This window comes from Pseudomonas sp. App30 (assembly GCF_047947025.1).
In the GTDB taxonomy this organism is placed as follows: domain Bacteria; phylum Pseudomonadota; class Gammaproteobacteria; order Pseudomonadales; family Pseudomonadaceae; genus Aquipseudomonas.
The window spans coordinates 146,092-166,510 of the sequence record NZ_CP133166.1 but is presented as its reverse complement, the minus strand read 5'-3'; the positions used below and the strand labels follow the sequence as shown (position 1 = coordinate 166,510).

General features: G+C 57.1%; 16 protein-coding genes and 3 pseudogenes. 12 read left to right on the top strand and 7 right to left on the bottom strand.

Features of this window, described 5'->3' with window-relative positions; genetic code table 11:
* Positions 1–5: 5 nt before the first annotated feature.
* Complete coding sequence (locus RAM80_RS31770) at positions 6–1,544, top strand: conjugal transfer protein TraG N-terminal domain-containing protein (protein WP_416427669.1); 1,539 nt, start codon at positions 6–8, stop codon at positions 1,542–1,544.
* Positions 1,545–1,549: 5 nt separating this feature from the next.
* Here RAM80_RS31770 and RAM80_RS31765 read toward each other — a convergent pair whose 3' ends face one another.
* On the bottom strand, positions 1,550–1,885 hold the full coding sequence (locus tag RAM80_RS31765; protein ID WP_416427668.1) for a hypothetical protein: 336 nt from the start codon (positions 1,883–1,885) through the stop codon (positions 1,550–1,552).
* Between the two features lie 472 nt (positions 1,886–2,357).
* On the opposite strand from RAM80_RS31765, the gene RAM80_RS31760 reads away from it, so the two are divergent.
* The 3 genes from RAM80_RS31760 to RAM80_RS31750 all read left to right on the top strand — a co-directional run bounded on the left by RAM80_RS31760 (position 2,358) and on the right by RAM80_RS31750 (position 4,338).
* Positions 2,358–2,720 (top strand): DUF3085 domain-containing protein, encoded by a 363-nt coding sequence (locus tag RAM80_RS31760; protein WP_268150635.1) that lies wholly within the window; start codon positions 2,358–2,360, stop codon positions 2,718–2,720.
* 281 nt (positions 2,721–3,001) lie between these two features.
* Positions 3,002–3,304 carry a hypothetical protein gene (locus RAM80_RS31755; RefSeq protein ID WP_416427666.1) on the top strand — a complete coding sequence of 101 codons (303 nt, stop codon included), beginning with the start codon at positions 3,002–3,004 and terminating at the stop codon, positions 3,302–3,304.
* Between the two features lie 95 nt (positions 3,305–3,399).
* Complete coding sequence (locus RAM80_RS31750) at positions 3,400–4,338, top strand: ArdC family protein (RefSeq protein ID WP_416427665.1); 939 nt, start codon at positions 3,400–3,402, stop codon at positions 4,336–4,338.
* A 518-nt stretch (positions 4,339–4,856) separates the two neighbouring features.
* Here the strand turns inward: RAM80_RS31750 and RAM80_RS31745 are convergent.
* The 3 genes from RAM80_RS31745 to RAM80_RS31735 form a co-directional block, all read right to left on the bottom strand.
* The gene (locus tag RAM80_RS31745; RefSeq protein ID WP_416427664.1) at positions 4,857–5,117 is read right to left on the bottom strand and encodes a DUF1652 domain-containing protein; all 261 of its coding nucleotides are present in this window, start codon (positions 5,115–5,117) and stop codon (positions 4,857–4,859) included.
* A gap of 853 nt (positions 5,118–5,970) precedes the next feature.
* Positions 5,971–6,336, bottom strand: a complete 366-nt coding sequence (locus RAM80_RS31740) for a histone-like nucleoid-structuring protein, MvaT/MvaU family (RefSeq protein ID WP_416427663.1) — start codon at positions 6,334–6,336, stop codon at positions 5,971–5,973.
* 167 nt (positions 6,337–6,503) lie between these two features.
* Positions 6,504–6,839: a hypothetical protein gene (locus tag RAM80_RS31735; protein ID WP_416427662.1), complete on the bottom strand. Its 336-nt coding sequence runs from the start codon at positions 6,837–6,839 to the stop codon at positions 6,504–6,506.
* 309 nt (positions 6,840–7,148) lie between these two features.
* Between RAM80_RS31735 and RAM80_RS31730 the strand changes: the two genes are divergently transcribed.
* Together RAM80_RS31730 and mobH are read left to right on the top strand one after the other, a co-directional pair.
* On the top strand, positions 7,149–7,445 hold the full coding sequence (locus RAM80_RS31730; RefSeq protein WP_416427661.1) for a hypothetical protein: 297 nt from the start codon (positions 7,149–7,151) through the stop codon (positions 7,443–7,445).
* Positions 7,446–7,720: 275 nt separating this feature from the next.
* On the top strand, positions 7,721–9,469 hold the full coding sequence (mobH, locus tag RAM80_RS31725) for a MobH family relaxase (RefSeq protein WP_416427660.1): 1,749 nt from the start codon (positions 7,721–7,723) through the stop codon (positions 9,467–9,469).
* Positions 9,470–9,615: 146 nt separating this feature from the next.
* Here mobH and RAM80_RS31720 read toward each other — a convergent pair whose 3' ends face one another.
* On the bottom strand, positions 9,616–10,131 hold the full coding sequence (locus tag RAM80_RS31720; RefSeq protein WP_416427659.1) for an ATP-dependent endonuclease: 516 nt from the start codon (positions 10,129–10,131) through the stop codon (positions 9,616–9,618).
* A gap of 177 nt (positions 10,132–10,308) precedes the next feature.
* Positions 10,309–11,284: pseudogene (locus RAM80_RS31715) on the bottom strand (IS5 family transposase).
* A 620-nt stretch (positions 11,285–11,904) separates the two neighbouring features.
* Here RAM80_RS31715 and RAM80_RS31710 point away from each other — a divergent pair.
* From RAM80_RS31710 to RAM80_RS31695, 4 genes and pseudogenes are all read left to right on the top strand, one after another.
* Positions 11,905–12,765 carry a hypothetical protein gene (locus RAM80_RS31710; protein ID WP_416427658.1) on the top strand — a complete coding sequence of 287 codons (861 nt, stop codon included), beginning with the start codon at positions 11,905–11,907 and terminating at the stop codon, positions 12,763–12,765.
* On the top strand, positions 12,765–13,208 hold the full coding sequence (locus RAM80_RS31705) for a hypothetical protein (protein WP_416427657.1): 444 nt from the start codon (positions 12,765–12,767) through the stop codon (positions 13,206–13,208). The genes RAM80_RS31710 and RAM80_RS31705 overlap by 1 nt, the downstream gene beginning before the upstream one ends.
* A 2-nt stretch (positions 13,209–13,210) precedes the next feature.
* Entirely contained in the window at positions 13,211–15,322 is a 2,112-nt protein-coding gene (locus RAM80_RS31700) for an AAA family ATPase (RefSeq protein ID WP_416427656.1), read from the top strand.
* A gap of 409 nt (positions 15,323–15,731) precedes the next feature.
* A pseudogene (locus tag RAM80_RS31695) lies at positions 15,732–16,118 on the top strand (transposase); the annotation flags it as partial.
* Here the strand turns inward: RAM80_RS31695 and RAM80_RS31690 are convergent.
* Positions 16,104–16,288, bottom strand: a pseudogene (locus RAM80_RS31690) (IS5/IS1182 family transposase); the annotation flags it as partial. The pseudogenes RAM80_RS31695 and RAM80_RS31690 sit on opposite strands and share 15 nt — an antisense overlap.
* Positions 16,289–16,774: 486 nt before the next feature.
* On the opposite strand from RAM80_RS31690, the gene RAM80_RS31685 reads away from it, so the two are divergent.
* Positions 16,775–17,998, top strand: coding sequence for a zinc-dependent alcohol dehydrogenase (locus tag RAM80_RS31685; protein ID WP_416427655.1), 1,224 nt, complete (start codon positions 16,775–16,777; stop codon positions 17,996–17,998).
* 65 nt (positions 17,999–18,063) lie between these two features.
* A complete protein-coding gene (locus RAM80_RS31680; protein WP_416427654.1) occupies positions 18,064–20,418 on the top strand; it encodes an FdhF/YdeP family oxidoreductase in 2,355 nt (784 codons plus the stop codon).
* Position 20,419: the final 1 nt, after the last annotated feature.

The following is a 20,419-nucleotide window of genomic DNA, read 5'->3' as shown; positions in this document are numbered from 1 at the left end:
GAACCATGACCCTGAGCACCAACAGCTACCTGGAGTTTTACCTGTCGTTACTGGCCTGGATCATCAACAACGGCATCTGGAACACCCTGGTCGACACGGGGCTGTTCGCCGTGCCCTTCGGGGCCATCATCCTCCAGGAGTGGCTGTCAGCAAGGCAACAAGGCGCTGATGAGGGCAACAAAGGACTACTGTCGATCCCCCGCGTCGAAAATCGTTTATGGATGGCCTACGTGGTAATCCTGTTCGCCTGCATCCCTTTTTTCCCGCTGAACCTGTCGTCGATTACCTTCGATGACGCGGCCAGCCAGCGCTGCGGCGTCTCACTGGCCAAGCCGGCTGATACGTCCTGGGGCACAACGTTTAACACGATCGGCGACAAGTCGGCGAACGTACCGGTGTGGTGGTTTCTCGTGCATGCGTTAAGCAAGGGCGTCACTGCGGCGGCCACGGCCGCCATCCCCTGCGCGCCCGATATCCGTGAAATGCGCATGGAGATCGACAGCTCCCGCATCAGCAACCAGGTGCTGCTGCAGGAGGTCGCGGATTTCACTCGAGACTGCTATGGCTACTCACGGTCGCGGCTGTTTACCAACCGGCCAGAGCTCGACAAGGCGCAAAGCTACGACGCCTCCTGGATTGGCTCGAGCTACTTCCTCAATACCGCGGGTTATTACGATATCGACCGCTCGCGGACACCGAGGGTCGCATGGCCCTACGACGAGGCTCGCGACACGTCGTTACCTCAGTTGGCCAACGGCGCGGGCTATCCCAACTGCAAGCAATGGTGGAGCGATGCCGATGTTGGCCTGCGCGCGCGCCTGCTGGCCGAGGTAGATCCCTCGCTGATCTCGCGCCTGGAGGGCTGGTTGACGGGCCGTACCAACACCGAGGTCGAAGGTGCCACGCTACGCGAGCTGGTGAGCCCGCGGCAGCAGTCCATCAGCATGTCCCCCGGCCAGGTGTTCCAGGACTATGGCAGCAGCGCCCGAGGCGGTTCGATCACGCAGGGGTTGAACAACCTGGCCACCAACACCGGGCTGGCGCTTGGCTCATTCAGCAATTTCCCGGCGATGAATGCGCTGCGGGCAGCACTGCCGATGGTGCAGGCGTTCCTGATCCTGGGTGCCGTCATCAGCCTGCCACTGGTACTGCTGATCAGCACCTACCAGTTGAAGGCGTTGATGACAGCTACGTTCGCGCTATTCACTCTGCACATGCTGAGCTTCTGGTGGGAGCTGGCCCGGTGGGTGGACTCGAGCATGTTGGACGCCTTGTATAACCAGGTGTCGGCGACTGACCAAACGCTGTTGTCGCTGCCCACCTCCGGTTTCATGGATGGGACTGTCACAGCGCAAGTTATTGAATACGTGATGGGAGCGATGTTCGTGGTGTTACCCACTCTGTTCCTTGGCACGATGAGCTGGGCAGGGTATAGCATAGGGGCCGGCGTCCAGAGCCTTCTTAACCAAGGTTCAGAATCCTCCAAACTCCAAGCCGGTAAAGGATCTTCCGAGATACTCGGTGCCGCTAGAAAATTAAAGTAAACCTATTAAAGAAGATCCCCATTTTCATCGTACATCTCTGGGTGTTTCACTCGGTGCTGAGGATGACTTACTTGAAAAATATCGGGTTCGTCATCTGGACGAGGCATAGGCAGAACAGCCATTACCCAGACAGCAATCGTCACCAGCGTCAAAAATACAACATACAATGCGATAACACATGAGACGAATACTTTGACCGCCTGAAACCCGATTTGGCGGTACGTCAATGGAATAGCAGCTAGCCTAGGGGAGCTTACAGCGGCAACCTCAAAGCATTTGACCCAGCGGCCGGCATGAATTGCGGCATTCACCATATGCTGACGGCTTGGTGCCTGATTCAACCTAGAAGTCCTATGAAATGTCATGTGTAATCCTCAGGGCATCTCTTGTAACTGAAAGTTAAAATACCCAAGCGATTGGATCCAGACTTCAGTTTACTCTTGCTCCTCAAAAAATCCCAACCGTTCATCACTTCATTTCTTAGAGAAGACCCCAGTGGAGTTTCGTGAACCGGGCAATTCACGCAAGACCTCAATACCCATTGACGCTATTCCGATCGATTTGATAAACCGGATTTGCAACCGCTGGTTCCACAGCACCCAGGTAGCCAGAACCTTGAAGGCTACGTCGCTTCAACGATGGTTCTCCCAAGTGTGATTCGCGTTCGGCAGCTCACTCGATCGCCGCCCCCGCGGAGATGAACGCTCTCCCGACAGGCCCTGCTTACCTCGGCCTTCATACCAACCGCTCCACTGCTGGGAATTCCTCCCAGCCGGGCGGCATTCCTCAGTGCTATTGCTCGAGGAACTTATCATGCTTCGATTCACGGGAACCGAACTGCAAGCAGTGCTGGCTGAGGCCGGCATCAACGGCTGCCGAGTCATCCTGGTCAAGGATCAAGGCGTTTACCTGATGTCCGAGATCGGCGAGTCCAAACCAGAAGGTGGGCGCAAGCGGATTGCTTACGCAACCGGCTGCAATCCTGAAATTGACGACTTCGAGTCATGGTGGCACCGCGCTCGGGATGAGTTTGGTGGTGACGACTTTGTCGAATACTTCAACGTCGACGATCCCGTGCTGGCCGCGCTTCGCGGTACCTCGGGTTCTTTGCTGCTTGAAGCCACTCCTACACACCTGTGCCTGGCAGCCGAAGTTACCGTTCCTGGAAAGCTGTGAGCCAATCCATCACTACCTGTGCCGGTAGCCCCTCATTACGAGGGGCGCCGGCAGCAACGACCGAGGCAACATCAGCCGCTCATCTGGTTTCTAGGCTGCACTGTCTTCCCTGGAATTCACTGGATGCCGCATGCCATTGAGCTGCGCGAGCCTGGATTGACGCCTCGCCCAGCTGGGTTTAAACCACAGTCATCAGCAATGCTTTTCACATCAAACCTGCGACGAGCAGCCACCTGTTTATATGCCCGGTGCCGTGCTCAGCCGAGATTTGGGAGGTAGCAATGCTTAACCCCAGCCCCCTGTCTACTGCCATCGTACTGAGTCCCGGCGTATGGCAATACGTTATGGAAGCCAACGGTGGAAGTCCTCTATCTGGGCTTTCGAGCCAGCGTCTTTCATTCCTGCTGCGTTCCACCCTATCGCTGGCCAGTGCCGGCTTTAACGGCGTTGCAGTCGACCTGGAGCTCGACGCCGACCTCCCAGTGGGCTCGTTGCAGCATGTGCAGGTCAACAAGATGGACCCTCCCGGAGAACCTGCGTTTCTGTTGATTCACCTACCCAGCGAGGCAACAGTCGGCCCCTGAAAGCAGCCGGCCAACACCACCTTGCAACACTCCTTTCACCCCACCGGGAACCCCTCCCGGTCGGGCGGCGTTCCCTCCCACCTCAGGAGAACGTCATGTCCGACATCTACCTCGACGTCACCAACAAAATCATTACCGCTCTCGATCAAGGGGTAGTTCCCTGGATCAAGCCCTGGTCAACCCCTGGCGCAGGTGTGGACTCACCCTTCCCCACCAACGCCATCACCCGACGAGCGTACGCCGGCATCAACATCCCCCTGCTCTGGGCGGAGGCGCGCTTGCGCGGCTATCGTCAGGACCGATGGCTGACCTTCAACCAGGCACGCAAGGCGGGCGGGCATATCCGCAGAGGCGAGCAATCGACCCTGGCGGTGCTGTACAAACCGATGAGCAAGGAAGCCCAGGACGAGCATGGCGAGGTTGTTCGGGATGAACAGGGCAACATCAAGATGGTGCAGTTCGCACTGCTGCGTACCCATTGCTTGTTCAACATCGAGCAGACCGAGGGCCTGGCCAGCGAGCCTGAGGATACAGGTGAGGCAGAACCCGCCGCCCCCTTCATCGACCATGGGCCAGCCGAGCGAGTCTTGGAGCTATCAGGTGCGCGCATCGAGCATCGCTTTGGAGATGATGCTTTCTACCATCCCCTGCGCGACCTGATACAGCTGCCCACCAAGGCCCAGTTCGAGGACGTCGGCAGCTACTACGCCACGGCCCTGCACGAGCTGACGCATTGGTCCGGCCATCAATCGCGCCTCAAGCGCGACGGCATCACCGGCGGACACCGCTTCGGTTCTGCGGAATATGCGTTCGAAGAACTGGTGGCGGAGATGGGCGCAGCGTTTTTGTGCGCCCTCACCGGCATTCAGGGAGAGCTGCGTCATGAAGAGTACCTGGCCTCGTGGTTAAGCATTCTTCGGGAGGACAAGCGCGCCATCTTCCGTGCCAGCGGCTTGGCCCGTGAGGCCTCGGAGTATCTGTTGGCACTGCAGTCAGCTGAACCGGCCGCAACCTGTGAGCGACTGACCGCGTAAGCGAGCCCTACCACCAAAGGCCCCACTGGGGCCTTTGCTTTATCGGGTATGGATGTAGAACTGGGGTTAAGCTTGACCGCAGAGCGCGCAGCCGTCTCATTGCCGCCGGATGAGCTTTGCGTTTCCTCAGCCACGAATTACCATCCATTTCTCCAGTGGTCGAGGAAACATCATGCGACTTGTGCCAAAACGCATTGTTGACTGCGCGGGCCTTTTCATGGCGTTTGTCGGGGTAGCCTGTGTCGGCCACCTGGTAGCGCAGGAGCTTGAGTACCTTCACCGGTATTTTGAGCCACAGCCCACTCCATTCGTTTATCAGGCTGCGCCAACGTGGAATGCTCAGCCTCCAGCCCTACCGACGCTTGCGGACCTGCCACCAGATGCCGTGAAAGTCAGCACCAGCGAGCGCTAATGGTTTCCATCACGAAGTTTTCACACCCTCTACCGTAGGGTACAAGCACTCCTTTGTGATTCGTTGAAATCCCCGCCCGCCCCCCCATCGCGGGCTTTTTTTTGCCTCACGGGGCTCGCTTGCGGCGATACTCAGCGAGAATTCTGGAAAGGCGCGCCTCTTCTTTAAGTACCATGACCAGGGATGCAATAGACCGGCTGGTTGCCAGTTCCGATACGTGAATGCCCGAAATGAAATAGTCGGACTGATGATCCGCGTTGTTGAGTAATGTGATAGAGACGATCCCATCGTCTGATATCTCGCATTCACATTCGCCGGGCAGGAAAGCTGTTTCGATAACGTGACGTAATTCGAGGGTTGATAACACGGATTACTCCAGTAGACGCCGATGAATTACCAGCGTCCTACGCGCTTGCTGCGCAGATACCCAGCCTAGCAGATGGCACTCAAGCTCAAGCGTGGGGCTGGCCTGCTCCGGCCCTATCGCCTCGCTCCAGATTCCATGTGCTCAAGGTTGCGATTGAGCTGCGGCTAAAAGTTGGCCAGCAGGTCTCAGGGCCGGTCGCTGAGATCGTGCCCCAATCGTTGGATCACCCGGCGTCCGTCCCCTTGGTCATCTGTATCTGCCCGTTGAAAACCTCGACCAATCCTGCCTTGTTGGATCCTTAGTCAATTGACCTAAATAAACTGCTGCGATGCGAGGAATTTGTTCTTGATCAAGCGGCTACAGCCCGATAAGCGGAGGGAGACCAGCTAGCTATTGGCCACTAAAGCGTGGAAGCTTGTGCATCACTTAAAGGCGGTAGCGATATGCCAGATCGGCAGCGCAGATTGCAGCATTGGAACGCCGCTTGGCGGCTCTCTGAGACAACGATTCAATGTTGCCAGTGCGGCAACACTCAGCCATCGCAGCAGGCCTATAGCCTGTTTCCCCATGCCGCGCGATGCAGCGCTCAGTCAGAAGGCAGCCAGCATCCGTGGCTGGACCTGGAAAAGCTCTTGCTGTCAGTCTTCGATCAATCGGCGCCGGCTGGCGACTGACAATTTGGGCCAACGTCAACGGACGGTGTGCATGTCGCCTGGTTCCCATCAACAGCCGCCCGAAGGGCGCCCGACTGTCTTGCAAGCTGGCTCCGTTTGCGCCTGCCGAGTGCTGCATCTGCGGTGGTAAAACAAGAAGGCCGGAGAGGCGCTCGGTCGATGTCTAACACCGTCTTAGACTACTGCAGCCAGCTTTCCACCGTGTCCGCCCCATGCTCCTGCTTCCACTGTTTGAGGATCTTGTGGTTGCCACCCTTGGTTTCCACCACTTCCCCACTGTGCGGGTGCTTGTAGCGCTTGAGCTCACGTAGCTTGCGCTGCGGCGTGGCGGAGAACTTAGCGGCCGAGCGCCCGCCAGCGTTGACGGGGTCAAGGATAGCGATGATGTGCTTCAGGCTTACCCCGTACTCTTCCAGCAACGCCTTGAGCTTGCTCTCGAACTCGATCTCCCGTTTCAGCTCGGCATCATTTTTCAAGGCATCCAACTGCTGAATTTGCGCGGCGAGTCGCGCCTCCAGGGCTTTGAATTCTGCAAGTTTTGACATGGGAAATCCTTTTGCAAGAGTGAGGATGATTGTCTGAAGTAGTTTAGGAAAAATAATACCCGAAAGGTTCAGAAGTATTTCACCCAGGATACGCAACTAGAACAACCGATAGCCGAGATTTCGTGGACAACCACTAGACTGAGATCAGCAATGCATTCCAGCGCTGGCTAAACCTGCTCGATTGAGACGATGTCGATGTACTTGAATTTCTTTTTCTTGGCCAAGTCCCGCGCCTCTTGCTCCGCCAGCAGCGAGCTCAATGTCCGTGCTTCATGGACCAGGGTTTCAACTTCCCCCTCGAAGGTCTTGGTCACCTGCATCGTGACCCGCAGTTTCGGGAACAATGACGTAGGCTTCGCCTTCTTCGCGATGGGTTTAGCCGCCGCACGCTTGGTCGGCACGAACCGGAGCTCTGTCGAGTCCACAGTCTCCGCAGGCGCAGCTGCAGCAGAAGGGCCGAATAATGCTTCACGCATTTGTTGTTCTGTCAGCGAATCATGCATCTTCAAATACTCAAGGGTGTTTCAACAGCACAGGCCGCACGCCACGGATGGGCGCAATAACTTGTAAAAGGGATGGAAAATAGCCTAATCGACTTGGCAAGCGTAGATCAAGTCAGTCCAGGACGAAACTGGGACAGTGTGCATCGAACAATACAGCACGGGCAGCCTCGATGGCGTAGTTAATTCAGACATACCGTCACACACTTTATTGCCACCCTCATCTCCCCCATTTCGATCATCTGCTCCTATCCTAGGTGCACGCCATGGTGTCCACCCGGTCACACAGGCGCTGGAGAGGAGAAGGGTGTCATGCGTCAACGAGGCTCATGCTTCACCGCGTGGGAGGATCACAGGATCTACGCCGTGGTCCACGCGGAGACCCTGGACGACGGTACTGAGATTGATGTCAGGGCCAGGATTGCGCGCAGCGGCGCGACGCAAATGTTCTTAAGTGTCTATGAAGGCGATGGACGCATGCTGGCCGAAGAAAGCTACGCCGACTTGCCGGGCGCCTCCGTCGGCAAGGCCTTGGCGATGGGGGCACAGCGTGCGCGGGAGATTGCCATCCGCTCCATGACCCAGACGCGTATCACCGAAACGCAATAGCCCACGTTTCGCTCTGGTGCTCTTCCCCGCGTGCCGATCGTTCTTGCACCTGGAATGAGCACCGTGGCCCCCACCTCGCGAACAGGCACCAGCACCGACACCTTCGGCTGATCACCTTGATCCCAGTACTCGATACCTGCACTTTCACATTCCCGCACGCGAGCCAAAGGGAAAAGGGGTAAAGGGTAAAGGCGGCAAAGGAAGGGCTGGCAAGGGTAAGAGGCTTATCCGAAAAGGCAAAAGGACCTTATGGGCAGTCAACCGAGGTGGCGACGATGCCGAGTTGGTTCACGCATGAAAAGGCCAAAGTCCCCACGCCCTCAACTGTCCCCATTGCCGAGGGCTATTACGCGCCGATGACGGCCGAAGCGCTGCTCGCCGCGGAGCATCGACAGAAGCTGCTCGAGCGCATCTGGCAATACACGGCGCTATCCCAGCCGCAGTTCGAGCAGCTCTACCTGAGACCGATCCGCCGCTACGCCGACTATGTCCAGCAGCTGCCGGCCAGCGAAAGCCACCACCATGCCTACCCCGGCGGCATGCTCGACCATGGCCTGGAACTGGTGGCCTGCAGCCTCAAGCTGCGCCAGTCCCATCTGCTGCCCAGCGGTGCCGCTCCGGAAGACCAGGCAGCCCAGGCCGATGCCTGGAGCGCCGGCATTGCCTACGGCGCCCTGCTCCACGACATCGGCAAGATCGCAGTGGACCTGCAGGTCGAAGACCAGGGCGGCCAGCCCTGGCACCCGTGGCACGGCCCGCTGGACCAGCCCTACCGCTTTCGCTACCTGAAGGGCCGCGATTACCAGTTGCACGGCGCCGCTGCCGGTCTGCTGTACACCCAGGTGCTGGACCGCCCTATCCTCGATTGGCTCAGCGGCTATCCAGCGCTGTGGGGCAAGCTGTTGTACCTGCTGGCCAACCACTACGAGCACGCCGGCATCCTCGGCGAGCTCGTCCTGCTGGCCGATCGCGTCTCGACGGCGCAGAACATCGGCGCCAACCCCAGCAAAGCCTTGCAGGCGCCCACGCACTCCCTACAACACCACCTGCTCAGCGGCCTGCGCCACCTGGTGAAAAACGAGTTCAAGCTCAATCAGCCTGGCGCCGCCGGTTGGCTTACCGATGAACACCTGTGGCTGGTCAGCAAAACCGCCACCGACAAGCTGCGTGCCTACCTGCTGGCCCAGTCCGTGGACGGCATCCCCTCTTCCAACATCGCCCTATTCGATGAACTGCAGTCGCACGGGTTGGTCGACGCCACGCCTGACGGCAAGGCAATCTGGATCGCTGCGGTAACCGATGAGGACTGGCAGCAACAGTTCACCTTCCTGCGCCTGCAGCCCTCATTGATCTGGGCGGATGAAACCCGGCCGCCCACTTTCACCGGCACCCTCGAGGCTGACTTCGAGGTCCCCTCCGACCTCGCAGGACCACCAACCTCGCCCGGTACCGGTAACGCCACACCGACAGCGGTCGATCCTGCATCAGCCAATGCGAACCGGCCCAACCCCACTAAGCCCTGCCCTTCCGAAATGGACGACAGCGACTACCTAGGGCCCCTTCTGGAGCTATTTGAAACACCCGAGTTCGAGCCTAGTGCCCCCCCTTCCAGCGAGCCGGAGTTGACTCCAGAGAACAACAACGATCTCGGTCACCAGTTCGTGGATTGGCTGCGAACCGGATTGCTGAACCACTCGCTGATCATCAATGACAGCCAAGCGAAAGTGCATACCGTGAACGGCACGTTCTTCCTGGTGACCCCAGGAATCTTCCAGCGCTACACCTCGGAGCGCCAACCGGAAGGGAGCCATATTGAAAGCTCGGAAGCCTGGCTAAGTGTGCAGAAACGCTTTGAAAAACTGGACCTTCACCTGCGCCGGCCAGACGGCCAGAATATCTGGACATGCCAGGTAAAAGGTCCGCGGAAGCGCGGAAAACTGAACGGGTACCTGCTCAAGGACTCACAGACGATCAGCGAACTTAGATACGACGACAACCCCTTTCTAAGGCTGACCGAAGGCTAAGTGTCACACATCCAACCCAATGCGACCCGGAGGACTCTCCTTCTCTCTGGGACGTATGGATTGGAACAAAACCCACTATTGAGTCAAGACAAAAGTATCCATTCCAAAACCTTTAGTCATTGGTGGTGGCCGACGCGTAAGTCAATTTAACCCACCTCCTCCAGCTCTCCAATTGCTGTCCCCTCGAGGCAGTTTCCTGGCTTCGGCTTCGAGGCATACAGCAGATAATCCAGCAAAGCCTTCACCTTCTCAGCCGATTCAACATCATTTTGGATTCGAACAAACGCTTGATATGGCTTCTCGTCCTTAGACTCCTTCCAAAACAACGCGGTCTCGAAACATGTTCGGCACGCAACAAGTCTGACGCACCGTTCTGCGTTGTCGAGCTTCAGCACGGAGGCAATAGTTCCATTCATGCCCCAAGCTGGGTTGCCTTTCCCGGCCACCGTAAGTGGGGAATCGGTATCGTGGAGGATCGTGAACTGCTTGGAGAACTGCAGGAGGACTTTCGCCAGGGAAGGAATGATTTCCTTGCCGCGAGCTCGGATGATTTGGACATCCTTGTACTCTTCCAGGTGCATGTCCCTGATGATCGAGAATGCCGTGTACTCGGTGTCGCCCTCAACGATGATCTGCCGTCCACCGAAGAAGAACTCATTCACGTAGGGATCACAGACGTTGAGATTCTTGAGGTTTTTCCTATCGTCATCATCCAGCTTAGGGAAACTCCGAACAAGTTGCTCATCAGTCGAAAATGGGCGGTTGGGGGATGCAGAAAATAGCCCGATTTTCAGCCGCTGATTATTGGATAACCAAGGCCTAACCTTGGTTATCCGCCCTCAGGGGCAAACCCCTTCCGCGGCTGGCAATAATTTCCGGCGCGACATCCACAGATACGACAGAGTAAACAGCGTGGTCAGTTACGCCGTGTTCTTCGCTAAGCCACGGAATCGAGTTTTCACATAGCCGAATTGGCGCTTGATCACACAGAATGGATGTTCGACTTTCGCTCGCGCCTGCGCTTTCACCTTCTCGATCTTGCGTCTGGCTTTGTAGCGCGCGCTGCGTTTGCTCAAGTGCGTGTAAGTGCTGCGACGGGCCGCGATCTGCCAGATCACTGGTCGTCCGTCATACTCCGGCCGTTTCTCCACGCTGGTATAACCCGCATCGGCACAGATAGCATTTTCTTCGCCATGCAACAGATGAGCGACCTCCGTTACATCAGCCACATTCGCTGCTGTACCGTGGAAGTGGTGCACCAGGCCTGACTCGACATCTGCACCGATATGCGCCTTCATGCCGAAGAGATACTGGTTGCATTTTTTTTGTCTGATGCATTTCCGGATCGCGCTTGCTTTCGTTGTTCTTGGTCGAACTGGGTGCATGGATGATGGTAGCGTCGACAATGGTGCCCTGACGCAACGATAGGCCCTTTTCTTGCAGGTAATTGTTGATGGTGTTCAGAATGCCCGACGCCAGGTGGTGCTTCTCCAGCAGGCGTCAGAAATTCATTATCGTCGTGTCTTCAGGGATCGGAGCGCTGAGCGTCAGGCGAGCAAACTGGCGCATCGAAGTGATTTCGTACAGCCCTTCTTCCATGGTCGGGTCGCTCAACGAGAACCAGTTCTGCAGCAGATGAACGCGCAGCATGGTTTCCAGTGGGTACGGCTTATGGCCACCGCCAGCGTTTGGGGAGTGACGTTCGATCAACGCCACCAACCCGCTCCACGGAACCACCTGCTCCATCTCGGCAAGGAAACGCTCGCGACGGGTTTGCTTGCGTTTACCGGCGTACTCGAAATCGGAAAAGCTCATCTAACTTATGGGATGGCGGGCTTGTTGGGGGCAGTTGAACGGAGGGCTATTTCAGCACAGGTCGGATGGCCTGCGCTGACTTGAACGGAGAATCCCTAGGTGCTGGTAGTCCAACCCGATGGAGTGACCGGCAAGCATATAGGTGAACAGTGCTGCCATAGCACGGTTACGCCACCTGGTTGTGAACATCTTCATATCGGCCTGGAGGATTCAAGCGTTCCGAAGGTGTAGAAAACCGGTCTCTTCGAAAAAACTAGCCTGGCTTTTGCACTCCTGAGTCGAGTTGTTGCTGCCAGCAAGGCACAGGACAAACAGGGGCTGTCGTGCGCGCAACTCTCGACATGCTCTATCTTTCCTGGTCGACCTTTGCCTAGGCAGTCACGACCCTATCAACCATTTATACTGTATTTATATCCAGCTTTTCTTGATCACCCTCCCACGCGATAACTAGACTAGATGACGGCATTTTGCTAGCGTCGCTCGATTCGGTCTTTTTACTCCAACACGGCTGCCGCAGTTGGGTGACAGGTCGGGAATGGATTAACCTGATGCAGCGGGGCAAGTAAGCTTTGATCAATACATCAGTGGGCGCATTTAACGGAACCAGTTGGGAAGCGTTGATGCAGCTCGTCTTAAAGGCAAAGTATGGCGCTGAAGGGTATCAACATGTACCTGCTACGCCGGGTGACTTCGGCATTGAGGGTTTTACGCGGAGTACAGGCCTCGCGTTCCAATGCTATTGCCCAGACTTCCATTATGAGCGTAAAGAGCTCTATGAGAAGCAGCGGGACAAGATGACCCAGGATCTCAGGAAGTTAAAAGACAACGAGAAAAGCCTGTACACCATTCTTGGTGGTACGCGGATCAAGAGCTGGTACCTGATAACCCCTGACGTTATCCATAACAAAATACTGTCGCACGCTGTAGAAAAACAGACCGAAGTCAGAGAGTGGAAATTGCCCCACCTTCATGAGGATTTCACTGTTTACGTGCATGATGCCGGTTATTACATGCAAGAAATCAATCAGCAGAAGAAATTCGAGGGCTTGCCCATTTCTTTGGGCCAAGACCTGCATGAAATACCCAAGGTCAACGAAGGCAGCACCGAGTATGACGACAACTTGGAGCGCAAGACCAACCTGCGCATGGCTGAAAAGGGCGCATTGGCGGCTGAGGGTTTATTGAGGGTCACGAAAAAGTCGTTCCTCGATCACGACAGCTACTTCCAGAACCTGTACGACTCTCACCCTCAGACGTATTTCCAGTTGGCCAGGGCCTTACATGGCTTTGAGAACAACATTGAAGAGTGGAAATTCACGATCACTGGCGACCCTGATCAGCTGGTTGAGAAGGTCAAAACCAAGTTGCAGGAGCGCTTGGTCGGCGATGAGCTTTTGAGCATCGATGCAACCACTGCCGACGAGATCATCCGAAGGACAATGGCTCGCTGGCTGGCCGTCTGCCAGGTGGACTTCTACTAATGGCCACGCTCAAATTCACCTCACGGCCCAGCCCAGTACTGACGGAATTGCGGCCCATCTACAAGATATGCCAAGCCCTTTTGATCATGCACCTGACCGGGCGTGGCGACAAATGTAGTTTGGTAAAACTGCACCTCATGAACTGGGCGATAAAAACGCCACCCCGTGTTGAAACGATGAAGCTTGCCGCCGACCTCGGACAGATCACGCTACCGGTCTGGGGATTCGACCCAGCCCTTTCCATGGCGCTTAACCTCGCTTACAGCGATCAGCTGATCGAACCTACTACCACGGGCTTTGAACTGTCTATCAAAGGCAAACAGCTTGTGAAAACGATCATGGACGACAAGAGCGTCATGGTTGAGGAAAAAACAGCACTACTCAAAATCGGCAAAAAAATTACGGAAGATATGGTTAAGACCGTATCCAAGGAATGGGAATAACCGTGTTCATCAAATCGATCAAGATCTCAATTGACACCAACGAAGGCCCGTTTGGCTTCCTGACCTATTTCAAGCGCAACCTGAACATCATTCGCGGGCGTAACTCAGCCGGTAAAAGTACCATTGTCCATAGCATCCTTTATGCGCTGGGCATGGAGCAGCTGCTAGGTGCCCAGAACGACAAAGCCCTGACCTACGTCTTGAAAGACTATGTCGAGTATGGCGGGCGAAAGTGCTTCATCACCCGCTCACTCGTCATGATGGAGCTAGAGTCGAACGGTAAAACCATTACCGTGACTCGCAAAATCAGGGAAGAAAAGGTCGATCCGCGACTTGTCGAGATCCAAGAGTGCGCGGTGCTGACCAAAGGCGAACAGGCCGAACCGCTCTACCACTACCTGCACGACGGTGGCAGCGCACAGATCGAGGAAGGGTACTACACCTACCTCGAAAACTTCCTCGGACTTGACCTGCCTCAAGTACCGCACAAGAGTGGTACACAGACAAAGCTCTACCTGCAGTACGTCTTTGCCGCGCTGGCCATTGAGCAGAAGCGGGGGTGGACGGATTACATTGCCAATCTGCCCTATTTTGGCGTCCGTGACGCCCGTATCAAAATCGTGGATTACCTCGTCGGCACCAACGTATTCGAGCTGGATGCGAAACGCGCGAGACTTGACCATGAATCCGTCCAACTCAACACTGCCTGGCTTGACATAATCAAGGCGCTTTCAAATGATGCGCTGAAGAACTCGATCCAAGTCTTGAGTCTACCCACGGCGCCAACGGCAGTGTTCCATGCCAGTGAAGTGAGCTATCTCAAGCGTACGGCTCAAGGCCCAATGAGCTTGGATGAGTACAAAAACAGCCAATTCCAAGCTCTGCTGGGACTTCAGCTAGAAGAAACGAAATGGAAGGATGCAACTCCTGAAGCCACGCTCAAGGATATTGAGGCGGAGACCGAAAGGCTGCTGAGATTGACCGCTGCGTATGAGGCGACTCTGGGCGAACTCACCTTGCACCGAGCTTCACGCAGCGCTAACACTGTTCACCTGAAGCAGGCACAAGACGAACTCATTAAAAACAAAGCTGCGCAAAAGCTCATCAACTTCGGCGCATCGTTGGATCTGAGCATTGCCAAAGATGTCTGCCCGGCGTGTCACCAGGATGTAGGTCACTCCCTGACTGACCTACATGAACACACTCCCCATATGGACATCAAGACCAACATTGACTACCTGCAGTCACAGATCCGAATGTTGGAGCGCGACAGCGCCTCAATCGCCTTGTCCATGAGAGAAACCACCGTCACAAGTGAGGATCTGACACGTCGCATTTCCGAATCCAAATCCAGGCTGCGCGCGCTGAGATCGGACATTACGACGACCTCCACAGTCTCGAAGGCCAATCTACGTCAGCAGTTACAAATGGAGATGGACATCGAGGAGGCCTCAATGTTTACCCAGCGCAACCGAGAGCGCCTGGAAAAGCTGGAAGCCCTTGCCATTGAGGTCGATCTAAACCAGAAAGCCCGTGCCGACCTGCCCAAAGAACACTACTCCGAGACAGACCAGAAAAAATACGATCTGTTTGCGAAGCTATTCAGGTCCAACGTAGGCGCATTCGATTACCACAGCGCACCTGTCAAAGACATCATTTTCAACACAGATAATCTCTTGCCAGAACTGGCCAAGATCGAGCTCAGAGAAATTTACCAAAAAGATTTCAGCGAAATCAAACAAGCCTCCGAGGAGCGCTCGTCACGAGACAGCAGCAACATCGCCCAAGAGTCGAGCGCAAGCGACTTTGTCCGCCTGATATGGAGCTACGTCTTCACCTTGTACGAAACCTCTTCGCACTCAACGGTGAACGGTAACCATCCAGGTTTTCTTCTTCTGGATGAACCTGGGCAGCACTCTATGGCGACTAAAAGCCAACAAGCCTTATTCATGAAGCTCGCGGCAGCCAAAGACCTTCAGAGCATCGTTGCGGCGTCCTTCGACGACAGCGAATCGACCTACCGCGAGTCCACCCACAACGTGGATTTCAAACTCATCAAGCTAGGCGATAAGGCAATCACTCCAGGCGGCGACACCGATCCTGTTGGCGAATGATGCCATTCACGTGCTCGCCGTTCGATCTGCATCTTCGACGGCGAGCCTGACCGCGATATTTGTCGATGCCTACCAACCAGGGAGCCCTCACCAAGGCTTCGAGCGCAACACACAAGCACGTCGCTTCAGGCTCAGTGAGCGCTGGCCTCGGAACGCTGTACGTACTTTTTTGATCGGATAAAACGTCCAAATCAGTGCTTGATGCGTTCGACAACAGGTCTTTTAGAGACCGGGTTCGCGGACAACAAGATTCATGTTACTCCCGTAGGATTCTGATCCGGCGATCGTGTCCCTGGAAGTGGTGTAACTAAACCAACCGAAGGCGCCCTGCGGGCAAAAGAGGATGGTCATCGTGGTTCTTGGCTAACGTTGAGTTTGCGAAGACCTAACACTCACCAGAGAAACCACGATGATTAAGCCCACTATCGCATTGACCGAGTTGCCTGAGAAAGGTGCAGATGCTGATCTGCTCAAGCAAATGATCCAGTTCGTTGCCCATCGCATGATGGAATTCAATGTCGAAGGCCTGTGCAACGCTGGCTTCGACATTAAAAGCACCGACCGAGTGAACAGCCGCAACGGCTAGCGAGATCGCCTCTGGCAAACTCGCGCCGATGATGTAGACCTGAATATCCCCAAGCTGTGCCACGGCAGCTACTTACTAGGCTTCCTGAAGTCACAGCGCACCGCTGAAAAGGCCATGGCAGCGGTCATTCAAGACGCTTACATCCATGTTGTCTCGACGCGTTCGGTGGACGAAATGGTCAAGGCAGGAGGATTGCGGGACGATAGCAGGCCGGCCGGTATCGGCCGGTATGGCGCCTTCAAAACCAGCTTGACCGGGTCGAGTTCGTCGACAAAGACGTCGACTATGCGCACCGGATTGGTATCGCTGACGTAGTCATCGAGGCTTTGGGGAAGTAAGGTACCTTGACCTCTATTCTCCCCTTGAACAAAGCGCTTCACGAGACGACCCTCTTTTGAAACTCGAATATTGGATGCTGCTGTGAAGATAGTGAAATCTACCCGTTTTGACGATGTCGACCACGATTTAGGGTATGAGTATCGTGGCTATAATTACAGCGTGCAGAACGATGGAGATATGTTCCTGGTCAGAACTTACGACGACGAGCTAGGTGTGCGACTGTCGTAAGTCCGACCACGGCGCAGGCCAACGGCAACCTTGGACAGCTCGTCACTTTCTTGCGGGCGCTTGGGGTCTCTAGGATCAGGCTCTACAAGGGTGATTTGGGGAGCTACGGTGAGATCGACCTTGAAACGTTGGCATTCCTTACCATTTAAATTCGGTAGCGATAGCGCGGTTGGTGTTTTTACACACTCTGGGCCAGAAACAGACGGTCGGATAGGCATGGCACCGTCCGGAATCCGGGTTGAACTAACCGATGCCCCGCTATCTCGACTGTCTGACACCCACCCAAGGCTGAAGACATCATGCGAGCACTTACCTACCACGGCGCCCACGACGTAAAAGTCGACACGGTTCCGGACCCGACCCTGAGCGCCCCCGACGACATCATCCTGCGGGTTACCGCGACGGCGATCTGTGGCTCCGACCTGCACTTGTACCGCGGGAAGATTCCGCAAACCGAGCACGGCGATATCTTCGGCCATGAATTCATGGGCATTGTCGAAGAGGTGGGCAGTGACGTGACGGCGGTGCAACGCGGCGACCGGGTGGTTATTCCGTTCGTGATTGCTTGTGGCAGCTGCTTCTTCTGCCAGCATGAGCTGTTCGCCGCCTGTGAAACCACCAACACCGGGCGCGGCGCCATCCTCAACAAGAAGGCGATCCCCCCGGGGGCGGCGCTGTTTGGCTTCAGCCACCTGTATGGCGGCATACCCGGCGGCCAGGCCGAGTATGTGCGTGTGCCCCAGGCCAACACCGGGCCCTTCAAGGTGCCTGGCACCCTGGCCGACGAAAAAGTGTTGTTCTTGTCTGACATACTCCCCACCGCCTTCCAGGCGGTGAAGAACACCGAGATCGGCGCCGGCGCAAGCATTGCCATTTATGGCGCCGGGCCGGTCGGGCTGCTGTGTGCGGCCGTGGCACGGATGCTTGGCGCCGAGCATATTTTCATGGTCGATCATCACCCCTACCGCCTCGCCTATGCGCAGCGCACCTACGGGGTTATCCCGATCAACTTCGATGAAGACGACGACCCTGCCGACACCATCATTCGCCAGACACCCGGCTCGCGGGGCGTGGACGGCGTGGTCGATGCGGTAGGGTTCGAGGCCAAGGGCAGTACCACCGAGACCATTCTGGCTACCCTCAAGCTTGAAGGCAGCAGCGGCAAGGCGTTGCGCCAATGCATCGCAGCGGTCCGCCGCGGCGGCGTAGTCAGCGTGCCAGGGGTCTACTCGGGCTTTATCCATGGCTTCCTGTTCGGCGACGCATTCGACAAGGGGCTGACTTTCCGCATGGGGCAAACCCATGTCCAACGCTACCTGCCCGAGTTGCTGGGGCACATCGACACAGGGGCGCTGGTGCCCGACGCCATCATCAGCCACCGCCTGTCCTTGGAGCAGGCGGCAGAGGGCTACAAGATTTTCGACAAGAAAGAAGAGGAATGCCGCAAGGTCATTCTCACGCCGGGCAACCGCCCCATCGAACTGCCCGTGGTTGATGGTCCGGGGCAGCCTGCCGTGGTCTGACGCTCGTCGAACGGCAAGCTGCGTTGTGCAGCGGTTGATGTCCAGCCACCTTGTGAGGCACGTTCATGCAGCTACTCCACCCGCACGCCCGTTATCGCCCCTACACCCACGCCTCCGGAGGGTGGGGCTCGGCGCATTCGGTGATGTCCATCCTGTGGCGCGAGCAAGCCTTGCAGCGCGCGCCCTTGGCGCTGATGCGGCAAAACAAGCCCAACGGCTTTGCCTGCGTCAGTTGCGCCTGGGCCAAACCCGGCAACCCGCATGCCCTGGAGTTCTGCGAAAACGGCGCCAAGGCGACGGCCTGGGAGTTGACCGCTTACCGCACCGGCCCCGATTTTTTCCAACGCCACACCCTGAGCGAGCTGCGCGGCTGGACGGACTATGCACTGGAGCAGCATGGCCGCCTGACCCATCCCCTGCGCCATGACCCCGCGACGGACCGCTACCTGCCCACCACGTGGGAACAGGCGTATCGGGAAATAGGCGCGCAACTGCAACGGCTGGAGCCCGACGAAGTGGTGTTCTACGCCTCCGGCCGCGCGTCGTTGGAAGCCTCGTTCATGTACCAACTGCTGGCACGCGCCTATGGCACCAATAACCTGCCCGACAGTTCGAACATGTGTCACGAAAGCACCTCGGTGGGCCTGCAGGAAAGCATTGGCGTGCCAGTGGGCACCGTCACCCTGGCCGACTTCGAACAGACCGACTGCCTGTTCTTTTTCGGCCAGAACGTGGGCAGCAACAGCCCGCGGATGCTCCATCCACTGCAAGCGGCACGCAAGCGCCAGGTCCCCATCATCACCTTCAACCCCATCCGCGAGCGCGGCCTTGAGCGCTTCGTCAACCCGCAGTCACCCAGTGAAATGCTCGGGCCGCACTCCACCGTCATTAGTACCCAGTACCATCAGGTGGCGATTGGTGGCGATACCGCGGCGGTCATTGGCATTGCCAAACACCTGCTGGAAATGGACCAGCTGGCGCTTGCCGAAGGGCAACCCGCAGTGCTCGACCATGGTTTTATCGCCGAACATACCCAGGGGTTCGACAGCTTCGTGGCCGAGGTGCACCGCCATGCCTGGGAGAAAATCGAGCAGCGCTCGGGGCTGAGCCGCAGCGCACTGGAAGCGGCCGCCACCGTGTACGCGCGCAGCCAGCGAGTGATGGTGGTATACGGCATGGGCATGACCCAGCACCGGCATGGCGTGGAGAACGTGCAAATGCTGGTCAACCTGTTGCTGCTGCGCGGCAATATCGGCAAGCCGGGCGCCGGCATCTGCCCGGTGCGTGGCCACTCCAATGTGCAAGGCCAGCGAACCGTGGGCATCACCGAGGACCCGGCCAAGGTACCCAGCGACATCATCGAGCAGCTATTTGGTTTTAAACTGCCGCTGCGCAAAGGCACCAGCACTGTCGACGCTTGCACCGGGGTGCTGGACGGCAGTATCAAGGGATTCATTGGCCTGGGCGGCAATTTCCTGCGCGCCGTGCCTGACACCCATCGCATGGAACCGGCATGGTCCGGCCTAGAGTTGCACGTGGAAGTGGCCACCAAGCTCAACCGCACCCACCTGATACCCGGCAAGCACACGTGGTTGTTGCCCTGTTTGGGGCGTATCGAGCGAGACCGCCAAGACGGCGTGGAGCAAGTCTACAGCACCGAGGACAGCACCGGCTGCGTGCACGGCTGGAAGGGCACCAGCGAGCCGGCCGGCGAGCATTTGCGCTCGGAGGTGGCAATCATCGCCGGGCTGGCCGAGGCCACCCTCGGCGAGCGCGTGCGTATCCCGTGGGCCGCCTGGCGTCGGGACTACGCGCTGATTCGCGCGGCGATTGGCCAGGTGTATCCCGCCATCTTCCATGACATGGAAAGCCGTATGTGGGAGCCTGGCGGCTTTCACCGCCCGCTGCCCGCCAGCCACCGCCACTGGCAAACCGATTCGGGCAAGGCGCTGTTCGTTACCCCGCGCAGCCTCGACGAGGACAGCGATGTCGCCATCAAGGCAACCCGGCGCGACGTATTGCAACTGATGACGATCCGCAGCAACGACCAGTTCAACACCACGGTTTATGGCTATGACGATCGTTTTCGCGGGGTAAAGGGGACGCGCAGCGTCATCTTCCTCAACCTAAGCGACGTCATTCGCCTGGGACTGGCGCCGGGTGGCTGGGTGACCCTGCGCACCGCCATCGAACCGCAGGTGCGGCGCGAGGTAGGTCCGTTCCAGATCATCGCCTACGACATACCTGCCGGCTGTGCGGCTGCCTACTACCCTGAATGCAATGCCTTGGTGCCGCTGTGGCATTACGCTGAGCGCAGCAAGGTGCCCGCCGCAAAATCGGTGCCCATCACCCTGCACGTTGCCCTGCCTTCGGCAGCCGAGCGGGCCAACGAACTGCCGCAAGGTGACCAGGTTGTTTGAA